General features: G+C 56.1%; 20 protein-coding genes and 1 tRNA gene. 10 read left to right on the forward strand and 11 right to left on the reverse strand.

Translation table 11 applies throughout. The annotated features are described in order from the left end of the window. Positions 1 to 56 precede the first annotated feature (56 nt). Both ACMGGQ_RS17225 and ACMGGQ_RS17230 read left to right on the forward strand, forming a co-directional pair. Positions 57 to 770 carry a DUF554 domain-containing protein gene (locus tag ACMGGQ_RS17225; protein ID WP_048224854.1) on the forward strand — a complete coding sequence of 238 codons (714 nt, stop codon included), beginning with the start codon at positions 57 to 59 and terminating at the stop codon, positions 768 to 770. Positions 771 to 865: 95 nt separating this feature from the next. Next, positions 866 to 941, forward strand: a tRNA-Phe gene (locus ACMGGQ_RS17230). A gap of 140 nt (positions 942 to 1,081) precedes the next feature. On the opposite strand, the gene ACMGGQ_RS17235 is transcribed toward ACMGGQ_RS17230, so the two are convergent. Together ACMGGQ_RS17235 and ACMGGQ_RS17240 are read right to left on the reverse strand one after the other, a co-directional pair. Continuing rightward, positions 1,082 to 1,504, reverse strand: coding sequence for a hypothetical protein (locus tag ACMGGQ_RS17235; RefSeq protein ID WP_235830444.1), 423 nt, complete (start codon positions 1,502 to 1,504; stop codon positions 1,082 to 1,084). Positions 1,505 to 1,765: 261 nt separating this feature from the next. Beyond that, positions 1,766 to 2,293 (reverse strand): LuxR C-terminal-related transcriptional regulator, encoded by a 528-nt coding sequence (locus tag ACMGGQ_RS17240; protein ID WP_045909946.1) that lies wholly within the window; start codon positions 2,291 to 2,293, stop codon positions 1,766 to 1,768. A gap of 672 nt (positions 2,294 to 2,965) precedes the next feature. Here ACMGGQ_RS17240 and pgaA point away from each other — a divergent pair. The 4 genes from pgaA to pgaD are packed head-to-tail and all read left to right on the forward strand — an operon-like array spanning position 2,966 to position 9,114. Beyond that, a complete protein-coding gene (gene pgaA, locus ACMGGQ_RS17245) occupies positions 2,966 to 5,404 on the forward strand; it encodes a poly-beta-1,6 N-acetyl-D-glucosamine export porin PgaA (protein WP_420290323.1) in 2,439 nt (812 codons plus the stop codon). An 8-nt stretch (positions 5,405 to 5,412) separates the two neighbouring features. Beyond that, positions 5,413 to 7,362, forward strand: a complete 1,950-nt coding sequence (gene pgaB / locus ACMGGQ_RS17250) for a poly-beta-1,6-N-acetyl-D-glucosamine N-deacetylase PgaB (protein WP_420290324.1) — start codon at positions 5,413 to 5,415, stop codon at positions 7,360 to 7,362. Further along, complete coding sequence (pgaC, locus tag ACMGGQ_RS17255) at positions 7,355 to 8,683, forward strand: poly-beta-1,6-N-acetyl-D-glucosamine synthase (RefSeq protein WP_420290325.1); 1,329 nt, start codon at positions 7,355 to 7,357, stop codon at positions 8,681 to 8,683. The genes pgaB and pgaC overlap by 8 nt, the downstream gene beginning before the upstream one ends. Then, positions 8,683 to 9,114 (forward strand): poly-beta-1,6-N-acetyl-D-glucosamine biosynthesis protein PgaD, encoded by a 432-nt coding sequence (pgaD, locus tag ACMGGQ_RS17260; RefSeq protein ID WP_420290326.1) that lies wholly within the window; start codon positions 8,683 to 8,685, stop codon positions 9,112 to 9,114. Before pgaC ends, pgaD begins: the two co-directional genes overlap by 1 nt. 52 nt (positions 9,115 to 9,166) lie before the next feature. Here pgaD and gss read toward each other — a convergent pair whose 3' ends face one another. The 6 genes from gss to ACMGGQ_RS17290 all read right to left on the reverse strand — a co-directional run bounded on the left by gss (position 9,167) and on the right by ACMGGQ_RS17290 (position 16,595). Then, entirely contained in the window at positions 9,167 to 11,029 is a 1,863-nt protein-coding gene (gene gss, locus ACMGGQ_RS17265; protein WP_223539560.1) for a bifunctional glutathionylspermidine amidase/synthase, read from the reverse strand. Between the two features lie 182 nt (positions 11,030 to 11,211). After that, positions 11,212 to 12,189 (reverse strand): ABC transporter ATP-binding protein, encoded by a 978-nt coding sequence (locus ACMGGQ_RS17270; RefSeq protein WP_111967475.1) that lies wholly within the window; start codon positions 12,187 to 12,189, stop codon positions 11,212 to 11,214. Beyond that, on the reverse strand, positions 12,186 to 13,163 hold the full coding sequence (locus ACMGGQ_RS17275) for an ABC transporter ATP-binding protein (RefSeq protein WP_420290327.1): 978 nt from the start codon (positions 13,161 to 13,163) through the stop codon (positions 12,186 to 12,188). The genes ACMGGQ_RS17270 and ACMGGQ_RS17275 overlap by 4 nt, the downstream gene beginning before the upstream one ends. Continuing rightward, positions 13,156 to 14,001, reverse strand: a complete 846-nt coding sequence (locus ACMGGQ_RS17280; RefSeq protein ID WP_021242100.1) for an ABC transporter permease — start codon at positions 13,999 to 14,001, stop codon at positions 13,156 to 13,158. The genes ACMGGQ_RS17275 and ACMGGQ_RS17280 overlap by 8 nt, the downstream gene beginning before the upstream one ends. Before the next feature lie 5 nt (positions 14,002 to 14,006). Beyond that, complete coding sequence (locus tag ACMGGQ_RS17285; protein ID WP_420290328.1) at positions 14,007 to 14,960, reverse strand: ABC transporter permease; 954 nt, start codon at positions 14,958 to 14,960, stop codon at positions 14,007 to 14,009. A gap of 45 nt (positions 14,961 to 15,005) precedes the next feature. Continuing rightward, positions 15,006 to 16,595: an ABC transporter substrate-binding protein gene (locus ACMGGQ_RS17290; protein ID WP_420290329.1), complete on the reverse strand. Its 1,590-nt coding sequence runs from the start codon at positions 16,593 to 16,595 to the stop codon at positions 15,006 to 15,008. Between the two features lie 245 nt (positions 16,596 to 16,840). Between ACMGGQ_RS17290 and yghU the strand changes: the two genes are divergently transcribed. The 4 genes from yghU (at position 16,841) to ACMGGQ_RS17310 (ending at position 19,062) form a co-directional block, all read left to right on the forward strand. Continuing rightward, complete coding sequence (gene yghU / locus ACMGGQ_RS17295) at positions 16,841 to 17,707, forward strand: glutathione-dependent disulfide-bond oxidoreductase (RefSeq protein ID WP_008499796.1); 867 nt, start codon at positions 16,841 to 16,843, stop codon at positions 17,705 to 17,707. Between the two features lie 158 nt (positions 17,708 to 17,865). Continuing rightward, positions 17,866 to 18,198 (forward strand): glycine zipper domain-containing protein, encoded by a 333-nt coding sequence (locus ACMGGQ_RS17300; protein WP_045909953.1) that lies wholly within the window; start codon positions 17,866 to 17,868, stop codon positions 18,196 to 18,198. Between the two features lie 192 nt (positions 18,199 to 18,390). Then, entirely contained in the window at positions 18,391 to 18,723 is a 333-nt protein-coding gene (locus ACMGGQ_RS17305) for a type II toxin-antitoxin system RelE/ParE family toxin (RefSeq protein ID WP_008499798.1), read from the forward strand. 12 nt (positions 18,724 to 18,735) lie between these two features. After that, complete coding sequence (locus ACMGGQ_RS17310; protein ID WP_420290330.1) at positions 18,736 to 19,062, forward strand: DNA-binding protein; 327 nt, start codon at positions 18,736 to 18,738, stop codon at positions 19,060 to 19,062. Between the two features lie 43 nt (positions 19,063 to 19,105). Here ACMGGQ_RS17310 and ACMGGQ_RS17315 read toward each other — a convergent pair whose 3' ends face one another. The 3 genes from ACMGGQ_RS17315 to ACMGGQ_RS17325 form a co-directional block, all read right to left on the reverse strand. Further along, the gene (locus tag ACMGGQ_RS17315; RefSeq protein WP_420290331.1) at positions 19,106 to 19,378 is read right to left on the reverse strand and encodes a hypothetical protein; all 273 of its coding nucleotides are present in this window, start codon (positions 19,376 to 19,378) and stop codon (positions 19,106 to 19,108) included. A gap of 202 nt (positions 19,379 to 19,580) precedes the next feature. Then, positions 19,581 to 19,835, reverse strand: coding sequence for a hypothetical protein (locus ACMGGQ_RS17320; RefSeq protein WP_262802579.1), 255 nt, complete (start codon positions 19,833 to 19,835; stop codon positions 19,581 to 19,583). 125 nt (positions 19,836 to 19,960) lie between these two features. Further along, complete coding sequence (locus ACMGGQ_RS17325; RefSeq protein ID WP_069719969.1) at positions 19,961 to 21,508, reverse strand: methyl-accepting chemotaxis protein; 1,548 nt, start codon at positions 21,506 to 21,508, stop codon at positions 19,961 to 19,963. Positions 21,509 to 21,911 lie beyond the last annotated feature (403 nt).

Here is a 21,911-nt window from a genome sequence, read left to right on the forward strand (position 1 = left end):
CAGCGCTGACGTGCCATAATAATGCAATATCAATGATTAAATAACAGGAGTTAACTTTGGTTATCGGGCCATTTATCAACGCAGGAGCCGTATTGCTGGGCGGCGCACTCGGCGCAGTGCTAAGCCAGCGGCTGCCGGAGCGTATTCGCACCTCCATGCCCTCAATATTCGGCCTGGCATCGTTAGGGATCGGTATTCTGTTGGTGGTCAAATGCGCCAACCTGCCGGTGATGGTGTTGGCCACCCTGCTCGGCGCGCTGATTGGCGAATTTTGCTATCTGGAAAAAGGCATTAACAGCGCGGTGAGCAAAGCCAAAAACCTGATAGCCCGACCGGGCAAGGCGAAACACGGCACGCACGAGACGTTTATTCAGAACTATGTCGCCATCATTATTCTGTTTTGCGCCAGCGGCACCGGGATTTTCGGTTCGATGCAGGAAGGGATGACGGGCGACCCGAGCATTTTGATTGCAAAAGCGTTTCTTGATTTCTTCACCGCCACCATTTTTGCCACCACGCTCGGCATTGCCGTGGCGGCGATTTGCGTCCCGATGCTGCTGATCCAGCTGGCACTGGCTACCTGCGCCACGTTAATTCTCCCGCTCACTACGCCGGCGATGATGGCAGACTTTACCGCCGTCGGCGGCCTGCTGCTGCTGGCTACCGGGCTGCGCATCTGTGGGATCAAGATGTTTGCCGTGGTGAACATGCTGCCCGCACTGCTGCTCGCCATGCCGCTCTCCGCGCTCTGGACGCACTTTTTCGCTTAAGGATGCGGCGAAATGGTGAGAGATTGCGCAGTCCGTAACGAAAACAACATTTTTCGTTGACGCCACCGGGCAGATCGGGTTTAATGCGCCCCGTTGCCCGGATAGCTCAGTCGGTAGAGCAGGGGATTGAAAATCCCCGTGTCCTTGGTTCGATTCCGAGTCCGGGCACCACTATTTAGAAAACCCAGCCTATGGCTGGGTTTTTGCTATATGGCTACGGCCGATTTCTGGGCGCTGATAAGCGTGGCTTTCATGCAGGCACGCTTACGCTAATAGCCCGGTAAGTTAATACAGGTGGTGGTTCTTTTTTATCACTTAATTTTGCCGGATAAATTGCTGACCTGATTTGAAAGGTTGTCGTTGCTCCGCTTCATGTCATCAAGGCTTCTTTGCAATCGCTCGATCTTACTCTCCTGCTCAGAATTCTTTCTCTCAAGCTGTGAAACCTTCTGAGTTAGCTCATCGACTTTGCGGTTGTTGGACTTCATCTTCCTCAGGCTATCCTGCATCTCCTGTAGATCCGACTCCCTGAAATCAGAAGGCTCGATTTCATCTGCATCAGAAATTACCGGGATATATCCTAGATTACCGCTGCTGGGTTTGATACTAACCTGAACTTTATTTAGACCCGCAGAGTGCGCGTAACCTATTGAAGAAAAATAAAAAAAAGAAACAACACACAGACCAGACAGATATTTATTCATTTCTAACGTCCTTTTAAATTTTTCAATCACTTCCAGGAGTCTCCTTCTGGTATCACCCGCTCAGGATAAAACACTTGCTTAGCCTCAGGCAGTTCATAAACGGGGTTAAAGAGCAGAAGATACTATTCGTTTTTCATTATAATACGCGTTTCCTCTCCCCCAAAATCCAACCGCCACCCGCTCATTTTTTGCCACCTTACATCCGCCGGTATCGAGATAAGCGCGTTAACACGCACCTTATTAACGAACCCGCCCTCGTGGCGGTTTTTTGCTTTTGAATTCCTGACAACTTTAGGGATCGTTCCCACCAGTGCCCAGCAGTTTGTTTTTGAAGATAAACAAACACGCCTCGTTGAAGTTCTCCGCCCCCAGCCGTTCCGAGAGCGCCGTCCGTTTGCGATAGAGGCTTTTCACCGACGTATTCAGCTCGCCTGCAATCTCCTCCATTGACATCCCTGCCCTCAGCAACCGCAACATAATCGTTTCATGCGTACTCAGCCGTAAATTCAGCAGCCACTTCGTGGTCAGGCGACGGCCCTTCATATTGAGCACCAGGTTAAACAGCGAGGCCATATCCGGCGCCGTAAGCGACGTATTCATAAACAGCTTCATACTGAGCAGATTCTCCTCGCGGTGGCGCATATCAAGCATAACGCAGCAGATCGTTTTTCTCGTTCTGGCCGGATGGCGTATCAGGTAATCATATAAACGGAGCGGACAACGACTATCAATCAATACAGAATATTCATCTGCACCGTTATCAAATATGTTTCTGTCAATCGAATCGAGCAGGATAATATCCGGAAAAAATATCCGCATGCCCCTGACAAGGTAGCGATCCTGAGTCACTAACACTATTGAAGTTGCCACTAACCATCCCTTTTAGATTAAAGCAAGAACGATCCTGCGAAAAGAAGACCGCCTTCGTTTTATAGCGCTGTTATATTAACGATAAATGTATTCTGGCTTTGGACATCCCTCAATACACACATTGATGAGTAAGACTTCCTGTAGACTATCATTCAATGGCTGACATTAATTATAAATAAAAAACAATCGCAGAAAAGTCACTTCTCTAAACATTAAGAATTTTTGTCATGAAACTTCCCAAACATGCACCAGAAAGTACTTTAATTGAGGCAGATAAGCGTCATTAAAAATATATACAAAACTGTCACAATAAAAATAAAACCATTATATTTCAATTAATTACAATTAATGACTCAATTCAAAATAAACACAAAAAGCTGCTCATTACAGAATTATCTCAAAACTACGCAGCCGCTTTTCAGCATATTTATCCGGCAACATATCAGGTGTACATTACCTCCCATCCAGTCTACTGAGATGAGGATCCATAATTACCTTTAAGTAAGTACCCCGTAACATCACTGCATTCAGATTTAATGTTCTCATTTATGGCCTTTTACGCTGAGCTTAAAGGCGGCCGTGTTATGCAATGGATTCATGAAAAACAAATGGCAAATAGATATGGAAAGATCACTTAGCTTCAGTACATTATTCTTTTATCGCACCCCAACATTATTGTTTCTGTTATTACTCTTTCCTGTTCTGGTTCAGGCTACGGAATCCGTTTATGAGCAACAGATTCAACAGGCGCGTAACGGTAATTACACGTCGTTCCTCGATTATCTTCAGCGTTATCAGCAGCAGCATGCCCTGACGCCTGAACACGTTGCGGACTGGTTACAGGTGGCAGCCTGGGCAGGCCATGATGACGAGGTTATTCAGGTCTGGCAGCGCTACAGCATTTATATGCCGCTGCCCGCCCGCGGCGTTGCGGCTGTCGCACAGGCCAGGCGAAATCAAAAAGCGTGGCAGCCCGCTCTGGCGCTCTGGAAAGAAGCGCGCAGCCTTGCGCCGGATAACGACGATTATCATATCGGCTATATCAAAACCCTGGCCGATGCCCGTAAAGATACGATTGCCCTGCAGGAAGCCCGACAGCTGGTGGCGGAGGATCCCTCGCAGGCACATCTTCAGACGCTGGCGTATGTCTGGCTACGCCAGGGAAAAAGCTGGGATCGGCTTTTAGCCGACACGCGCGCGCTGGATATCGCGCCAGAAAATCACGCGCTTCTTCGCGAGCTGATCGACGCGCTAACGGATAACCGGGTCAATACCCCCGCGCTCCTGCTTTCACAAAAGGTGGCGCTGTCCCCCGCGGAACGTCGTCGTCTTGAGCTGAATGCCGCGGCCGAAAGCGTTCGTCTTGCAGATGTGCCAGGCAGAACAGAAAAAGAGCGCCTGCAGCTTGCGCAATCTGCACTGAATCGTTACGACGCGCTGCTGTCTCGCTGGCAAGGCGAGCCACAGGCGGCGGAAGACATCGTCCTTGCGCGTATCGACCGGCTCGGCGCGCTCTACGCTCATGCCGATTACCCGCGGGTCATCAGCGAATATCAGGATCTGACGGCAGCCCGTCATCCGGTACCGGGCTGGGCAATCGGCTGGGTGATCTCCGCATATCTGCAGGAGAAAAACGCTGCCGCCGCCTTCGCGCTTCTGCAACGCTATCCGCAATACGCATCTGACCCGCAGGACGAAGAGCACGCGCTTTTCTACGCCTGGCTGGATACGGGAGAGTATCCGTCCGCCCGCCGGTATGCAGAGCGCCAGACCCGTAACGTTCCCTGGACCCGTTACGATTTCGGCTCCCCTACTCCTCAGCCGAACGATCGATGGCTTACCGGCCAGTCGCTCCGTTTTAACTATTTGCTGGCGACGAATGCCCTGCCAGAAGCCGAAAAGCTGGCGCGACGTCTGGCAACAACCGCGCCGGGCAATCAGGGATTGCAGATTGACTACGCCACGCTGCTTCAGGCGCGGGGTCTGCCGCGCGCGGCGGAGCAAACGCTGAAAATGGCGGAGGCGCTGGAGCCCTCGAATCTGGAGCTTGAGCAGCAGCAGGCTTACGTCGCCATGGATCTGCAGGAGTGGCGGCAGATGGATTTACTGGCCGACGACGTCGTTGCCCGCGCGCCGCGCGATCGCAGCGCCAGGCGTCTGGACAGGCTCCGCATCGTCCACCATATGTCCGAGCTGCGCCTCAACGCGAGCAAGGGTTTGCACTCCGATAACCCCGTCAGCGGGACGCACGACCTCAACTGGGACGCCACGCTCTATGGCCCGCCCGTAGCGGATAACTGGCGGCTGTTTGCCGGCACCCGCTATGTAGAGGGTAATTTCGATGAAGGCAAAGGCTCCAGCCGTCACCTGTTGGGCGGCATCGAATGGCGGCCACGCGATCTCCAGCTCGAAGCCGAGCTCTCCAGCAACCGCTATCACGGGGCGAACAAGCCGGGCGCTCGCCTCTCAACAACGTACTTTGTCACCGATAACTGGCAGGTCAGCGGCAGCCTTGAGCGCCTGTCGCGCACCACGCCCCTGAGGGCGTTACGCAACGGGATCAGCGCCAACCGGGGAGAAGGTGGCGTGCGCTGGTATCAAAACGAGCGTCGTGAATATCAGTTCAACGCCGCCCTCAGCCGCTTTTCGGACCATAACCGCCGACAGGAATACACCCTCACAGGCAAGGAGCGTCTCTGGCAGACCCCGTCCCTGACGCTGGATCTCGAACCGGGGATCGCTGCCAGCAAAAACAGCCTGCGGGACACCCTCTACTACAACCCGGCGCGGGATCTCTCCGTGACGGCCGCCCTGGCCGTTGACCATGAGATGGTCCGCCATTACGACACCCTCTGGAGCCAGCAGTTCGTGGCGGGAGGCGGCCGCTACTGGCAGAAAAATCAGTCCGCTGGCGCCATCGCTCTGCTGGGTTACGGACAACGCGTTCAGTGGAACAACGTCATGGATACCGGCGTGATGCTGAACTGGGACAAGCGCCCTTACGACGGCAAACGCGAGAGCAACCTCTCCGTCACGTTTGATGCGACTTTACGCTTTTAAGGATGATGATGATGAACACACGTTTTTCCGCGAGCCTGATACTCCTCGGCTGGCTCTGCCTCAGCGCGAGCGTCTGCGCGCAGGCATTTTCGTTTATTGCGCCCAAAGATCGGCCGCAGCTGGAGGCGAGCAAACCCTGGCCGCAGAACCAGTTTCTGGTGCTGGCCTACCACGACGTCGAAGACGATGCCGCCGATCAGCGCTACCTCTCCGTGCGCACCAGCGCGCTAAACGAGCAGATAAGCTGGCTGCTGCACAACGGGTATCACGTCATCAGCGTGCAAAACATTCTCGATGCCCATGACGGAAAAAAAACGCTGCCGCCCAAAGCCGTTCTGCTCAGCTTTGACGATGGCTACAGCAGCTTTTACACCCGCGTCTGGCCACTGCTTCAGGCGTGGAACGTCCCTGCGCTGTGGGCGCCGGTGGGCAGCTGGGTGGATACGCCGGAAAATCAAAAAGTTAACTTCGGCGGCCTGATGACGCCCCGCGATCGCTTCGCGACGTGGGACATGGTGCGCGAGCTCAGCCGGTCTCCGCTGATTGAGATCGGATCGCACACCTGGGCCTCGCATTACGGCATCCCGGCTAACCCGCAGGGCAGCCGCGAACCGGCCATCGCCAACCGCTTTTATGATAAAGCGACGGGCCGCTATGAAACCGATCGGCAGTTCAACCAGCGGATCGGCGATGACGTTCGCAAAGTGACAGACAAAATCACGCAGGTAACGGGCAAGGCGCCGCGCGCCTGGGTCTGGCCCTATGGCGCAGCCAACGGCACGTCGCTCGCCATCGCCAGACAGCAGGGTTACCAGCTGGCCTTTACCCTTGAGGACGGGCTGGGGAACGTTCAGGAGCTGGGCAATATCCCCCGTCTGCTGATCGCCGGCAATCCCTCGCTCAAGGCGTTTGCCAGTACGGTCAGCCAGGTTCAGGAGCGCGAACCCGTGCGCGTCATGCACGTCGATCTCGACTACGTTTACGATCCCGATCCGGCCCAGCAGACCCAAAATATCAACAGGCTGATCCAGCGGGTCTACGACATGAAAATCAGCCATGTTTTCCTGCAGGCGTTTGCCGACCCGCAGGGCGACGGCAGGATCAAGGCGCTCTATTTTCCCAACCGCCAGCTGCCGGTCCGGGCCGATCTTTTTAATTTTGTCTCCTGGCAGCTGCAAACCCGCGCGGGCGTGAAAGTCTTCGCGTGGATGCCGGTGCTCTCGTTCGATCTCGATCCTGCCCTGCCGCGCGTGCAGCGTCGGGATCGTCAGACCGGCCGGTTAAGCGATGCCACCGAGCCCTATATCCGGCTTTCTCCGAGGAACCCGCAGGTGCGCCAGCAGGTGACGGACATCTATGAAGATCTGGCCCGCTACGCCAGCTTCAATGGGATCTTGTTCCATGACGATGCGGTGCTGACCGACGTGGACGATGGCGGGCAGGACGCCGCTCAGAACACCACGCGTCAGAAAAGCCAGCTGCTGATTGGGTTTACCCACGCCCTGAGCCTGGCGGTGAAGCAAATCCGCGGCCCGCAGATAAAAACCGCCCGCAATATGTTCGCCTTACCCATTCTGCAGCCCGAAAGCGAAGCGTGGTTCGCGCAGAATCTTGACGATTTTCTGGCGGAGTATGACTGGACGGTGCCGATGGCCATGCCGCTGATGGAGTCCGTCCCGGCAGACGAAAGTGATGCCTGGCTGGCGCGTCTGGTGAAAGCGGTCGCCACGCGTCCCGGCGCGCTCGATAAAACCATTTTTGAACTGCAGGCCAGGGACTGGGATCGGAAACCGCAGCGCGCCGTTTCCGACAGCCAGCTGGCACAGTGGATGCGCGTGCTCCAGCTGAACGGCGTCAAAAACTACGGTTACTACCCCGATGATTTCATCAACAACCAACCTGATATCTCACGCATCAGGCCTGTATTTTCTTCGTACTGGTACCCTGACAATGACTGATCGCATTATCGCCTTTTCCATTTTATGTCTGGTATTCGGGTTGCCGTTAGGCGTGGCCGCCCTCTTTACCGGCGAGCTGATTCTGGATTTTGTGTTCTTCTGGCCGCTGTTCATGTCCGTGCTCTGGATAACCGGCGGGCTCTATTTCTGGTTTCAGCTTGAACGCCACTGGTCGTGGGATAAAGAGACGCCCGCCCCGACGCTCGCCGGTGAGCCGCTCATCTCCATTCTGATCCCCTGCTTCAACGAGGAACAAAATGCCCGGGAGACGATTAGCGCCGCGCTGGATCAGCGGTATGAAAATATCGAGGTTATCGCCATCAACGACGGCTCGTCTGACAACACCGCGCAGGTGCTGCAGGCGCTGGCGCAGGAGCAGCCACGCCTGCGGGTGATTAACCTCGCGGAAAACCAGGGAAAAGCGCTGGCGCTCAAAGCCGGGGCAGCGGCGGCCCGGGGCGATCTGCTGGTCTGCATTGACGGCGACGCTCTGCTCGACCGCGATACGGCAGCGTATCTGGTGGCGCCGCTGATTCAGTATCCCCACGTCGGGGCGGTCACCGGGAATCCGCGTATTCGCACGCGCTCCACGCTGATCGGCCGCATTCAGGTGGGCGAGTTCTCATCGATTATCGGGCTCATCAAGCGGACGCAGCGGATCTATGGTCGGGTCTTTACCGTCTCGGGCGTCATCGCCGCCTTTCGCCGGCAGGCGCTGGCGGACGTCGGGTACTGGAGCCCGGACATGATCACCGAAGACATCGACATCAGCTGGAAGCTGCAGTTGCGCCACTGGGATATTTTTTTCGAGCCGCGGGCGCTGTGCTGGATCCTGATGCCGGAGACGCTCAAGGGCCTGTGGAAACAGCGTCTGCGCTGGGCCCAGGGCGGCGCGGAGGTGTTTCTGGTCAACCTTCGCAGGATTGTGCGCTGGGAGCATCACCGCATGTGGCCCCTGTTTCTTGAGTATGCCCTGTCAACACTGTGGGCCTTCGCCTACGCGATGACGGTGCTGTTATTTATTCTCAGCCATATCGCTCCTGTTCCTGCCAGGCTGACCGTGGAGAGCCTCTTTCCACCGGAGTTTACCGGGCTACTGCTGGGCGTGATGTGCCTCCTGCAGTTCCTCGTCAGTTTGTACATCGAACGGCGCTATGAACGGAAAGTGGCCAGCTCGCTTTTCTGGGTGATCTGGTTCCCGATGGTGTACTGGATGATCGGCCTGTTCACCACCCTTGTCGCATTTCCAAAAGTCATGCTTAAACGCCAGCGCGCCCGCGCGCGCTGGATCAGTCCGGACCGGGGAAAAGGACGCATTTAATGAACGAAAATACCTTAATTCTGACCGAACATCGGCTGTTGCCACGTCTTTTCGATGCCGCGTTAACGCTGGTGGCGTGGGGAGGCTTTATTTTTTTCCTGTATGCCCGGCTCTGGATGCAGCTCACCGAGGAGAGCGACCACCGCTGGGGCGTCATTATTGCGTCTTTTAATACGGTGTTGCTCTACCTGCTGTTTGCCGCGCTCAACGGCTGGCTGCTGATTTTGTGGTATCAGTACAATCGCCGTCGGGCCCACGTGAGGCGGCGTCAGCCGGGCTATTTTCACCAGGAGGAGCTGGCCCGCAGCTTTAATGTTTCACCGCAGATCATCTCCGAGATGAGCCAGTACAACCTGCTGACGGTCTATCATGACCAGATTGGCCGCATCATCGATCTGAAGATCAACGGGCAGGAAGAGGAAGAACAGTAACAAAAAGCCCCCGCAGGATGCCCTGCGGGGGCTTTTTTATTGCGGGTAAGAGCTACTTATCTTTAACCACGATCAGCGGCTCAATATCGCTCTCTTTCTTCACCACCAGCGAGTCATCTCCGCGCAGGCAGGTCCCACCGTAGTTCCCGCCCACGGTAAAAGTACAGACCTGAATGTACTTACCGTCGACGTTTGGCAGGCACCACAGCTGCTGGTAGATGTTTTTACGGTCGACAAACTTGCCGCTGGATTTATCCAGCAGTTCGTCCTGGGCGCTAATCAGGTCGATATTACTGCCGCAGCGTCCGGCAATCGGCTTGACGGCGTATCCGGTCTGCTTCAGCAGATCGTTGACCTCAAAATCGGTGTCGAGCAGGTAACGATGATTCGGGAACAGCTGCCACAGCACCGGAAGAATCGCTTTGTTGCCGGGAATGACGGTCCACAGCGGTTCAAAGACCAGCACCTCCGGGCGCAGCAGGACGTCAATCAGGCGCACTTCGCCTTCAGGATGTCCAGTGCGGATCGGCACGGCGGCATATTCGGTTTCGCTGACCTCACGGATCTGCTCAATCGCCGTCTCCCACGCCCAGGTTTTCCACACGCAGTTGACGTGGCGACCTTCGTCGTCAATCAGCTGTCCGGCGGCATCCCAGCTGAGCGCCCCCAGCCCGTGGAGGATTTTAGTCTCGAACCCGGCCTGCATCAGCGAACGCTGGATAAAGAGCGCGTGATAGTCCTCTTCAACATCGTTGTCCTGCATGATGTGCACGAATGGCCGGGCGTGGCTGTGCTTCCAGGCGCCGGTCAGCTCTTCCAGCAGGCCTTCTGCCGGGTTATGCCCGTTGCCGCGATAGCCGTTTTTCACCCACTCTTCGAGAATCAGCCCGCCCTCGGTATGGCAGGAGGCGGAGTCGGCGTTGTACTCGTAGACCTTGATGCCGCGCTCATCCATACAGAAATCCATACGACCGGTGATCATATGGTGACGACGCCACTGCCAGGAGAGGCGCAGGCGCGGCCAGAGGATTTTCGGGATGTCGAAAAGCGCCAGCAGGCTGTCGTCTTTCAGCACCTTGTCCGTGGCGTGCAGGTACATCAGGTGCAGTTCATTGGTGGCCTTGATCAGCTCCTGCTCGGCGCTTTCGGTAATGGTGAAGTACTGGCAGGGATCTTTGTTGATCACGTGACCGTTGGCGCGAATATACGCCTGCTGCAGCGCGTCATTTTCGTTGAGCCACTTGCCGTCGAACTGACGTTTGTTTTTCAGCCGCGCGCCGCTGATTTTCAGCAGTTCGCCGTCGATTTCCGGCTGGGGAATGCTGTGTTCCGTATCGTCGGTCTGGATCATCCAGCCGAGAATTTCCGTGTCGTTGAAGGTGTCATGGATTGTATAACACCCGTTTTCCACGCTCAGGCGCAGCTCGCGCGTCCACTGCTGCCCGAGCGGCAGCGGAGAGTGAATGACGTTCTGCTCCGCAATTCGCACCTTATCGTCCAGAAGCTGGGTGATCACCGCCACGTGGCCGGTCTCATGAAACTCGCCGCCCTTTTGCCAGATCAGCAGCGCCCCGGCGCACGGCGCACGTTTTGAGCCGTTGGCAAAAGCCTGAAGGGGCAGAATGTTATCGTTCACCACCTGACGCAAAAAGCGCAGAGAGAAAATTTCCCACGCCATGCCGACGTCGGTAAACACGAAGCCATAGTTGAGAAACAGGAAACGGCGAGCAAACTCAACGCACTGCCACTTGTGGCCCATGTATTCGTTGCCGATGTAGCTGCGAAAATCCGCGTCTTGCGGGTAGTTGCGCGGGTCCAGACTGCCGTAATTTGAAGAGTAAATCGCCACGCCACCGGGCGCATAGCCTAACAATGTCCCGAATGGCGCATCACTGCTTAACGTTCCTTTACGCATGTATCCAACCTAAAACAGGCAGGCGGCAATTTTTATAGGTTGTCGTCGTCTGCACGTTGTAATTAACCTGACAGAGGAACGTTTATCATACACCTGCGTGGTAAATAATTCGCCTTACCCGGCCGACAAAACATAAACCCTGTAGGTCGGGTAAGCGAAGCGCCACCCGACACGTTTAAGGCTCACATCTTAAACAACCAGCATGCCGCAAAATGTCCTGGCGCGATCTCCTGCATCGCTGGCTCCTGTGTCTGGCAAACCGGCATGCTATGCGGGCAGCGGCTGCAGAACTTACAGCCCGGCAGCGCGGACGTAGGGCCGGGCATTTCGCCGCGCAGGGTTGCGTCTTCGAGGTTGCGAATGCGCGGGTCGGGCTGGGGAACCGCCGCCAGCAGCGCGCGGGTATAAGGGTGCGCCGGACGCTGATACAGCTCATTCGCCGGGGCCACCTCCACCAGCTTACCGAGATACATCACCCCAATGCGGCTGGAGATATGACGCACCATCGAGAGATCGTGGGCGATGAACAGATAGGTCAGCCCCAGCTCCTGCTGCAGATCCTGCAGAATATTCACCACCTGCGCCTGCACCGAGACGTCCAGCGCCGAGAGCGGCTCATCGCACAGCACAAATTCAGGACGCACGGACAACGCGCGGGCAATACTGATGCGCTGGCGCTGCCCGCCGCTGAACTCATGCGGGAACCGCTCAAGGTGCTCCTGCTTCAGCCCGACTTTGTAGAGCAGCGTTTCCGTCCGTTCGCGCTGTTCTTCACGGCTGTAGCCGTGGATCTGCATCGGCTCGGCCACCAGCTGTCGTACCGTCATGCCGGGGTTAAGCGAGGAGTAAGGGTCCTGAAAAATCGCCTGCATCCGCTTACGCAGCGGCTTGAGCTCTTTTTCGCGGGCGTGGGCAATCGCCTGTCCGGCAAAGTGGATTTCGCCCGCGGTGATATCGAAGAGGCGCAGGATGGCGCGCCCGAGAGTGGATTTCCCGCAGCCTGACTCCCCCACCAGGCCAAACGTCTCGCCGGGCTGGATATCAAAGCTCACGCCATCAACCGCCTTCACGGCCGTGCCTTTACGCAGCAAACCGCCGTTAAGCGGATAGTGTTTGCGCAGATCGCGCACGCTCACTAATGGCACCTGTTGTTCACTCATGCCTGCATCTCCTTATCGGCCCATAGCCAGCAGGCGGCGCGATGGCCCTCTCCCATGGCGTAAAAAGCGGGCTGCCGTTCACACTGGGGCATGCGTTTCGGGCAGCGTTCGGCGAAGGGACAGCCCGGCGGCGGGTTAAGCAGGCCAGGCGGTGCGCCTTCAATGGGCGATAAACGTTGATTAACCTCATACGGACGCGGCAGCGAGGCCAGCAGCCCCTGGGTGTAAGGATGCGCAGGGCGATAAAAAATGTCTTCCACGCTCCCCTCTTCCATTACCAGCCCGCCGTACATCACCACCACGCGGCTGCAGACCTGCGCCACCACGCCGAGATCGTGGGTGATCAGCAGAATCGCGGTTTGGGTCTGCTGTTGCAGGCTTTTCAGCAGACGCAGGATCTGCGCCTGAATGGTGACGTCCAGCGCGGTGGTCGGCTCATCGGCAATAAGCAGCTTAGGGTTGCAGGAGAGCGCAATGGCGATCATCACCCGCTGGCGCATCCCGCCGCTGAACTCGTGGGGATACTGATCGTATCGGCGCCCGGCCTCAGCAATCCCCACCTGTTCCAGCATGGCGATCGCCGCCGCTTTGGCCGCTTTTTTGGTGAGCCCTTTATTGCGCATCAGGATCTCCGCCATCTGTTTGCCGATGGTCAGCACCGGGTTCAGGGCGGTCATCGGATCCTGGAAAATCATCGCGATCTCGTTGCCGCGAATGGCGCGCATCTGCGCAGGGGTTTTCTGCGCCAGATCGTCATTCTGGAAGCGAATGCTGCCGCCGGTTATTCGTCCGTTGTTCCCCAGAAGCTGAATGATCGACTTACAGGTGACGCTTTTCCCGCAGCCCGACTCGCCAACAATGCCGACAAGTTCGCCCGGCTGCACCTGAAAGCTCACGCCGCGCACCGCGTGAACCTCGCCCTCGCGGGTGCGGAAGGTGGTTTGCAGGTTCTCAAGCGCTAATAAGTTACTCATCGCGATTCGCTCCTGGCTCAAAGGCGGTACGGAACACATCGCCCAGCACGTTAAAGCTGAACACCGTCAGCAGGATCAGAATGCCGGGGAACATCGCCAGCCACGACGCTTCGCCAATATACGACTGAGCGTTGTTGAGCATGCTTCCCCACGACGCCGCCGGTGCCTGCACGCCGAGCCCAAGGAAGCTGAGCGTCGACTCCATCAGAATGGCCGAGGCGATATTGAGCGTGGCCGCCACGATAATGGTCGGCAGCACGCCGGGAATAATGTGGCGCACGATAATGCGCAGCGGGTTTTCCCCCGACGCGCGGGCATAAAGCACATACTCGCGCTCTTTCACCGATAAGGTTTCTGCGCGCACCAGCCGCGACATGTTCATCCACGTCAGCAGGCTGATGATCAGAATGATGTTATCCACGCCCGGCTTGAGGTACGCATTCACCACCAGCAGCAGGAAGAAGGCCGGAATGGCCATCAGGATATCCACGGCGCGCATCATCAGGTTATCCAGCCAGCCGCCAAAATAGCCGCTCACCGTTCCCACCACCGTGCCGATAAGCGTGGAAAAGAGCATGGCGAGAAAACCGACCATCAGGGAGATCTGGCCGCCATACAGCGCGCGGGTGAAGTAGTCGCGTCCATACTCGTCGGTGCCGAACCAGTGTGCGGCATCCGGCGGTAGCGTGCGTGCGCCGAGCGCCATCCGATCCGGATCGTACGGGCTTAAGCCCGCACAGAGCGCGGCGACAACGAAAATAAAAAGCACAAACAGGGAGAACTGCGCCGGACGATTGCGGCGCAGCTGGTGACGAACCTGCTGCCAGCGTCTGCTCATCCGGGTTACCTCAGCGTACGAATGCGGGGATCGGCGAAGCGATAAAGCAGATCGGCGATCAGGTTACCGACGATCAGCATCATCGACGAGAGCATGATGATCGCCATGATCAGCGGATAGTCCAGCGAGGCGATCGACTGGAGCCCAAGCAGCCCCATCCCCGGCCACGAGAAGACGCTTTCCGTCACATAGGCCCCCACAATCAGCTCACCAAACGACAGGCCGAACAGGGTGATCACCGGCAGCAGCACGTTTTTCAGCACGTGGCGGAACAGAATGCTGGAACGCGTGGCGCCGTAAGCCAGCTGGGTCTGCACGTAGTCGGCCGAGAGCTGCGAGATGGTGTTGGAGCGGATGTAGCGCACATAGCTGGAGAGGTTGTAGAACGTGAGGGCAATACACGGCAGCACGCCGTGACGCAGCACGTCCAGCGCATTATCTTCCATGCCGATGGTGCGCATCCCCATGCTGGGGAACCAGTTAAGCTGCACGGCAAAGACCGTAATGAGCAAGATGCCGAACCAGAAAATCGGCACCGAGATGCCGATATAGGCAAACAGATTAAGCACGTGATCCAGCCAGCGGTGCTTAAATGCCCCCGCCAGCAGGCCGAGCGGGATGGCCAGCACGATCGCCAGCAGCAGCGACGCGCCCATCAGCCCCAGCGTGGCCGGAATGCGTTCGCCGATCATCTCCAGCACGGGGCGGTGGTAGATAAGCGAATAGCCGAGATCGCCCTGTAGGACGTTTTTCAGCCACAGGACGTACTGCGTAACCAGGGGCTTATCCAGCCCCAGGCTCTGGCGGATACGTTCGATATCTTCCGGAGCCATACGCGGCGTAATGTACGCCGCCACCGGATCGCCAGGCGCGAGTTTGACCAGCAAAAACGCCACCAGTGAAATAAAGAACAGCATCGGCAGCAGCTGCAGCAGCCGACGCGTGAGAAGTGTGTTCACGACATGCCCTTACCAAGGCCCCGACCCGACGGTCGGGGCAATCGCTTATTTCTGATAGATTTTTGACAGATCCTGGAACAGATAGACCGGTTTCGGCTCCGCTTCCTCGGTACCGCCAAAACGCTTGTCCACTGCGACGGTCGCATTGGTATAGGCGATCGGGTAGTACGTCATGTCGTTCGCCACGGTCTGCTGAATTTGCTTGTAGATATCAGCCCGTTTCGCGGCGTCAGTTTCCACGGCGCCTTTATCCCACAGGGCATCAAACTGCGGATTTTTGTAGTGCGCGTAGTTATAGGCTTCGTTGCTCATGAACAGCGATTTGTAGCCGTCCGGCTCGGAACCCATGATGTAGCCGCCCAGGTTCAGCTCCCACGCGGTGTTGTTCATATCGAGGCTGCGCTGGGACATGGCGTTGGAATCCAGCGGCATCAGCTCCACGCTCACCCCAATGCCCTTTAGCGCCTGCTGAATATAGAGCGCCATGCTCTCCTGGGTTTTGTTGGTGTTCACATACGCCAGGCGCAGCTTGAGGTTGTCCGGCGCGCCGGATGCTTTAAGCTGCTCTTTGGCCTTTTGCAGATCGAATGTGTACTGTTCAACGTCATCCGTCTTGTAAAGCGTATCGGGCGTCAGGAACGAGGTCGCCGGTTTGGCGTAGTCCAGCGAGGTAAAAGCGGTCTGGGTCAGCTCGTCTTTGTTGATGGCGTAAGCAATGGCCTGACGCAGCTCTTTGCTCTTCATCACCGGCACGTTCTGGTTGAACGTCATATAGGCCAGGCGGCCTTCCGGATAGACCACGAAGTCAAACTTACCGGTGTTTTTCAGACGGTTCACATCCTGCGGATCAACCATCTTGAGGTTGATTTCACCGTTTTGCAGCGCCAGGTTGGCGGCGTTGCTGTCCTTGGCGAAACGGTAGGTGACCGAATCAAGCTTCGCTTTGCCGTTCCAGTAATCGTCAAAACGGGTCAGGGCGTAATATTGTCCGGCGCGGTACTCTTTAAATTTGAACGGCCCGGAGCCGACCGGTGCATCGTTTTTGCTGCTCTTTTCCAGGTCGCCTTCGCTGGCGAACACGTGCTGCGGGATCGGGTAGATCTGTACCAGTGTGCCGGTAAAGGCCGCGCTGACCTGCGGTAAGGTGAACTTAACGGTGCGGTCGTCAACCTTGCTTACCTGTACCGGCTTGCCGCCGTAGGTGAACATGCTGCGGAAGAAGCTGTGCTGTTTGGCATCCAGCAGCTTATTGAACGTAAAGACCACGTCGTCCGCCGTCAGCGGCTGTCCGTCCTGCCATTTCAGGTTGGGTTTTAACGTCAGGGTGTAGCTCAGGTTGTCGGCGGAGGGCGTCAGGCTTTCCGCCAGGCCCCACTCGATCTTACCGTTGTTGAAGCTATAGAGCGGGGCATAGAGCGCCTGCATGATGGTTAACGTGGTACGGTCGCTGGCATAGAGCGGATTCACGGCTAACGGATCGCCGGAGGTAATCCCGATAATCAGCGAACCGCCCGCTTTTGGCGCGTCGCTTTTTGCCGCAGGGGGCGTATTGGTCTCTTTATTTTTCGCATCATCACAGCCCGCCAGGCCTAACGCGATCGAAACGACCACTGCCGATAACAGAAGCTTGCGCATCTCACTAACTCCTTGCCTTATAAAGTGTTTATGACTGCATCTTTTATTTATGTTGAAGCATCATATGCAGCTTTATCCATTAACGCATTAGTTATGAAAATGCGATTTTCGATTAAGCTTATGCCGGATTTGATATATATAAGCAGCAGAAGGAATAGCGGTTAATTGCTTGCGCTCACAACGTTAAACGGTTCACAAATCTCCTGCTACACTGCCTCAACACATCACAAAAAAGGCAGGCCAACATGTCAGACAACACCTATCAGCCCCCCAAAGTGTGGGAATGGAAAAAGAACAACGGCGGCGCGTTCGCCAACATCAACCGCCCCATTTCCGGCGCGACCCATGAGAAAGATCTTCCTGTCGGTTCTCACCCGCTGCAGCTCTACTCGCTGGGCACACCGAACGGCCAGAAAGTGACGATCATGCTTGAAGAGCTGCTGGCGCTGGGCGTGACGGGCGCGGAGTACGACGCGTGGTTGATCCGCATCGGCGAGGGCGATCAGTTCTCCAGCGGCTTCGTTGAGGTGAACCCGAACTCGAAAATCCCGGCGCTGCGTGACCACTCCACGAACCCACCAACGCGCGTATTTGAATCCGGCAATATCCTGCTCTACCTGGCAGAGAAATTCGGCCACTTCCTGCCGAAAGATCCGGCGGGACGCACCGAGACGCTGAACTGGCTGTTCTGGCTGCAGGGCGCGGCGCCGTTCCTCGGCGGCGGTTTTGGCCACTTCTACAACTATGCCCCGGTGAAAATCGAGTACGCGATTGACCGCTTCACCATGGAAGCCAAACGCCTGTTCGACGTGCTGGATAAACAGCTGGCGCGTGGTCGCTACGTGGCGGGTGAGGAGTACACCATCGCGGATATCGCCATCTGGCCATGGTTCGGCTGCGTGGCGCTGGGCAGCGTGTACAACGCCGCCGAGTTCCTGGATGCAGAGAAGTACACCAACGTGCAGCGCTGGGCGAAAGACGTGGCGAATCGCCATGCCGTTAAGCGCGGACGCATCGTTAACCGCACCAGCGGCGAGCTGAACGAGCAGCTCCACGAACGCCACGCGGCGAGCGACTTCGAGACGAATACGGAAGATAAGCGTCAGGCGTGACGACTGGCCGGGCGGTCCGCCGCCCGGCAACAGAGATCCTTGCTCAGGGCATGATTGGCCTAAAGGTTGAGCCGGTATTGCTGGCACTATCTGTGCGTTTTTCTCACCTCAGAGTGAGAAGCAACGTATCAACCGACAGCAGTCACAAAGGATCTGTTATGAAAGTTATTAAAACAACGCTGGTTATCAGCGCCCTCATTTTTTCCACCTCGGGAATGGCCATCGATAAAACCGCCGCTGGCGCGGTAGCAGGCGCTGCCATTGGCGCGGCCACGGGCAAAGATCTGAAATCAACCGTTGGCGGTGCCGTTGTTGGCGCAGGCACGGGGGCTATGTTCAAAAACGGCGACAAAGGTAAAGCCGCGCGTAAAGGCGGCGCCGTAGGGGCTGCCGTGGGCGCAGGTGCCGCGGCGGTTACCGGCAAGAGCGTGCTGAAAGGTGCAGCCGTTGGCGCAGGCACGGGCGCGCTGATTGGTGAAGCGACGCACTAATAGTTTTCGCCGGGCGTCGCAGCGCGTGCCCGGCCTCATGGCTGTTCAGTAATAACCCCGCACCCAGTCTCGCATTTTTGCGAGTCGCTTTCCGAAATAGCATTTCCCCTCTGTCGCAGCGATGTTAACAATTGCCAGTCGTAGCCTGAAGATTACAATGTATTTGCTTATCGTAAACTACAGGCTACAATAATGGCTAAGGTTAAACACTACATCACAGCTGACGGGTATGACCCTTTCGATGCATATCTAAGAAGTGTGAAAGATCCCATAGCAAAAGCCATGATTGCCACGCGTGTCGCCAGAATGTCAACGGGTAACTATGGTGATTGTAAACCATGCAGAGAGAGCGTTTCAGAGCTCAGAATTAACCAGGGGCCGGGTTACCGTGTCTATTTCAGCGAAGTCTCCGATCCGGCAGATGGCGCAGTGAGTCTGGTGCTACTGACTGGAACGAAAAAAAAGCAAAGTGCAGATATTGAAAGAGCCGTTGAGTACCTCAACGACTACAAGCGCAGGATATAAAAGGAAATCGCAATGGCTAAATCAGTACTCCATGATGACGCAATGGTACAACTCCTGAAAGATTCTCCGGATTTCGCGCCCGTATATCTTCATCAGGCTTTCATTGAAATTGACGAGCCCGGAGGCTATGAGGCATTCATGCTGGCTTTACGGCATGTTATAGAAGCCTCCGGCGGGATGACTGTCATTGCAAAACGCGCAGGCATTTCTCGCGAATCACTCTACAAATCACTATCACCAAACGGTAATCCCTCATTTAAGCGTATCGCCGAAGTGGCATCTGCAACGGGATACCCAATATCCCGAATTGCAACAGCAGGAGTAAACACAACAGCTTGAGAGCCACTCCAAAATAGGCCGGATGTGCGACCCGGGCAATGCATCAATGGTGATCGTCATACTGATGCTCAATCACCATCCCTTCCGCCACGCTCGCCACATGGCGTGCACGCGGATGATAGACCAGTGCAGGGGCGGCATACGTTGTTTGTGCCGGTGCGGGCGCAACGCTTACCGCCTCAGGAACCGTGGCTGACTGCGGAACAATCACGACCTTATACCCGGTAGGAACATCGACCGTGACGCTCTGGGCCATCGCTGTATTGACCACGGCAAAACCTGCCAGGGCAGTAAATAAAATAATACGGTTTTTCATAAATTGAATTATTTCCGGTATCAAGAAGATAATTCATTATGTCGACTGAATCTTAAGACAATATTAATTTTCATGTTCTGGAATGTGCAGAAAATGCCAAATACATTGTTACAAGCAAATAATTTAATATTTAAAAAATATTGACTTACGTTTTTTAAAAAGGCGGCAAGAAATACGCTTGCATGCCGCCTCACCTGTTATGTTAATACTTAATATCCCGCGCTTTTTGCCGTCCGGCCTGTTTCATCTGACGCTTGTCCTGGCGGCAGTCGTGATTACTCTGGTTATTGTTCGCCACGCAGGTCTGCTTCACCTGCCGTGACGCGTCGCGGGTATCCTGTCTGACATCACGCGCTACGCGCCGTTCCTGCGCCTGCTGGGTCGCACTGGCGGAAACCGAGAAAAGCGTCAGAAAAATGAGAGAAAGGACAGGGATAAAAGATAACGATCTGTTCATAGCAACACCTCGTAGAAGAGAGCCCAGAACGTCAGGGGTTAGCAAAAGAATAGCAGTTTCAGCGCCGCTGAATGAGGAAGGCGTTAATAATATAAGGCCGCACAAGGCGGCCTTATCACGTTGCGTTATGCCGTCAGGCGGAACTTCTGCACCGAGCGCTGAAGATCTTCGGTCTGACGCTCAAGCGCCGCCGCCGCCGCGGAAACCTCCTCCACCAGCGAGGCGTTTTGCTGGGTAACACCGTCCATCTGGGTAATGGCAATTCCGACCTGCGAAATGCCCTTACTCTGCTCCTCAGAGGCCGAGGCAATTTGCTTCATAATGGTCGTCACTTCCGTCACGTCCCGCAAAATCGCATCCATGGTGGTGCCGGTATCGCCCACCAGCTTCGCCCCCTGCTCGACGCGGGACACGGAGTCGGTAATCAGCCCTTCAATCTCTTTTGCCGCGTTGGCGCTGCGGCTTGCCAGGTTGCGAACTTCGCCTGCGACGACGGCAAAGCCTCGGCCCTGTTCACCCGCGCGTGCGGCTTCAACCGCCGCGTTGAGTGCCAGAATATTGGTCTGGAAGGCAATGCTGTTAATGACGTTGGTGATTTCAGCAATTTTCTTCGAGCTTTCCGAAATACCGCTCATGGTGGTCACCACCTCTTCCACCAGCGAGCCGCCGCGGCTGGCGGTGGTTGAGGCCACATCGGCCAGCTGGCTTGCCTGGCGCGCACTCTCCGCGTTCAGCTTCACCGTGGCGGTCAGCTGTTCCATGCTGGCAGCCGTCTCTTCCAGCGCCGCCGCCTGCTCTTCGGTACGGGAGGAGAGATCGTTGTTACCGCTGGAAATCTCCGTCGCGCCGCGCCAGATATTCTCACTGCCGGAGCGGATCGTGCTGACCGCTTCGCGCAGGCTGTCCTGCATGGCGCTCAGCAGCGGCACCAGCTGGCCCACGCAGTTGCGGCCGAACGGCTCGATGGGCTGGCTGAGATCGCCCTGGGCAATCTGGCGGAACTGCTGGCGAATGCGATCCAGCGGTTTAACCAGCATCGCCACCAGGTAACGGTCGGTGAAGAGCAGGATCAGCAGGCCGACGATCGTGGCGATGATAATCACCGTGCGGGTCATGCTGGTCAGGCCGTCCACCACCACGCGGGTACTGTCGAGCGACTTCGCGGCAGCATTGTTGAACTCTTCAGCCGCCGCACCGAACGCGCGGCTCAGCGGTGGGGTGACGTTGTTGGCCTGCTGACGATAGCCGTCCAGCGCGCCCAGTTTCGCCTGCTGCATTTGCGGCGTCACGCCCTGTTCGAGCAGCGCCTGCCAGGCACCGATCACCCGTGAAGAGACCTGCTCATCCATTGGGCCTGGAGAAATGGCTTTCATTTCGGCCAGCTTCTTGCCCATGTTATCCAGCGCCTGCTGGGCAGAGGCCAGATCCGGCGTGCCGCCTGCGGCTTTGACTTCCATTGCGCGGCTCAGGCGGGTCACAAAGCGGAAATACTGATCGTTGCCCTGACTGAGCACCGTCATCTGCTTGACCAGCTGGCGGTCCACCTCATTGCCATCTGAAACGCGAGACAGGGACCAGGTGCTGTACAAGCCAACACCCGCCCACATTACACAAAAGATCCCGAGAATCGTCAGCATGACGAAACGGATCGTGAAATTACGGAGCATATTCATAAGTCTTCCTTGCCGTGAGGGTGAATTCGCCCAGAGGCGAGTCTTACCCTCGTTATCGGCAGAAACTGGCGAAGTTATACTATTTCGCGCGTAATTTTATAAAAATCTTCACTACCCTGCCGTTCGCCGGAGAAGGATAATCGCTGCGGGGTAAATCTAACTGCACAATACGTGTTTTCATATTTCAGCAGCCGTCAAAATGTAAAACAGGCAAACAGTTAATTAACCTCATGATCCGAAAGGGTTAATATCCCGGTAAATAAGAAGGTCAAAGAACCGCACGACCGGTCAAGAAACCCTTTAATTTGTATGCAAATCATTCAAAAATATTTAGCACATGAATTAATTCAAATTTATTAATTAGATTTAATTATTTAAACGTCAATTATTGCTCGATATATAT

The sequence above is a fragment of the Enterobacter sp. BNK-13 genome (genome assembly GCF_048685015.1).
GTDB classification, from domain to species: domain Bacteria; phylum Pseudomonadota; class Gammaproteobacteria; order Enterobacterales; family Enterobacteriaceae; genus Enterobacter; species Enterobacter quasiroggenkampii.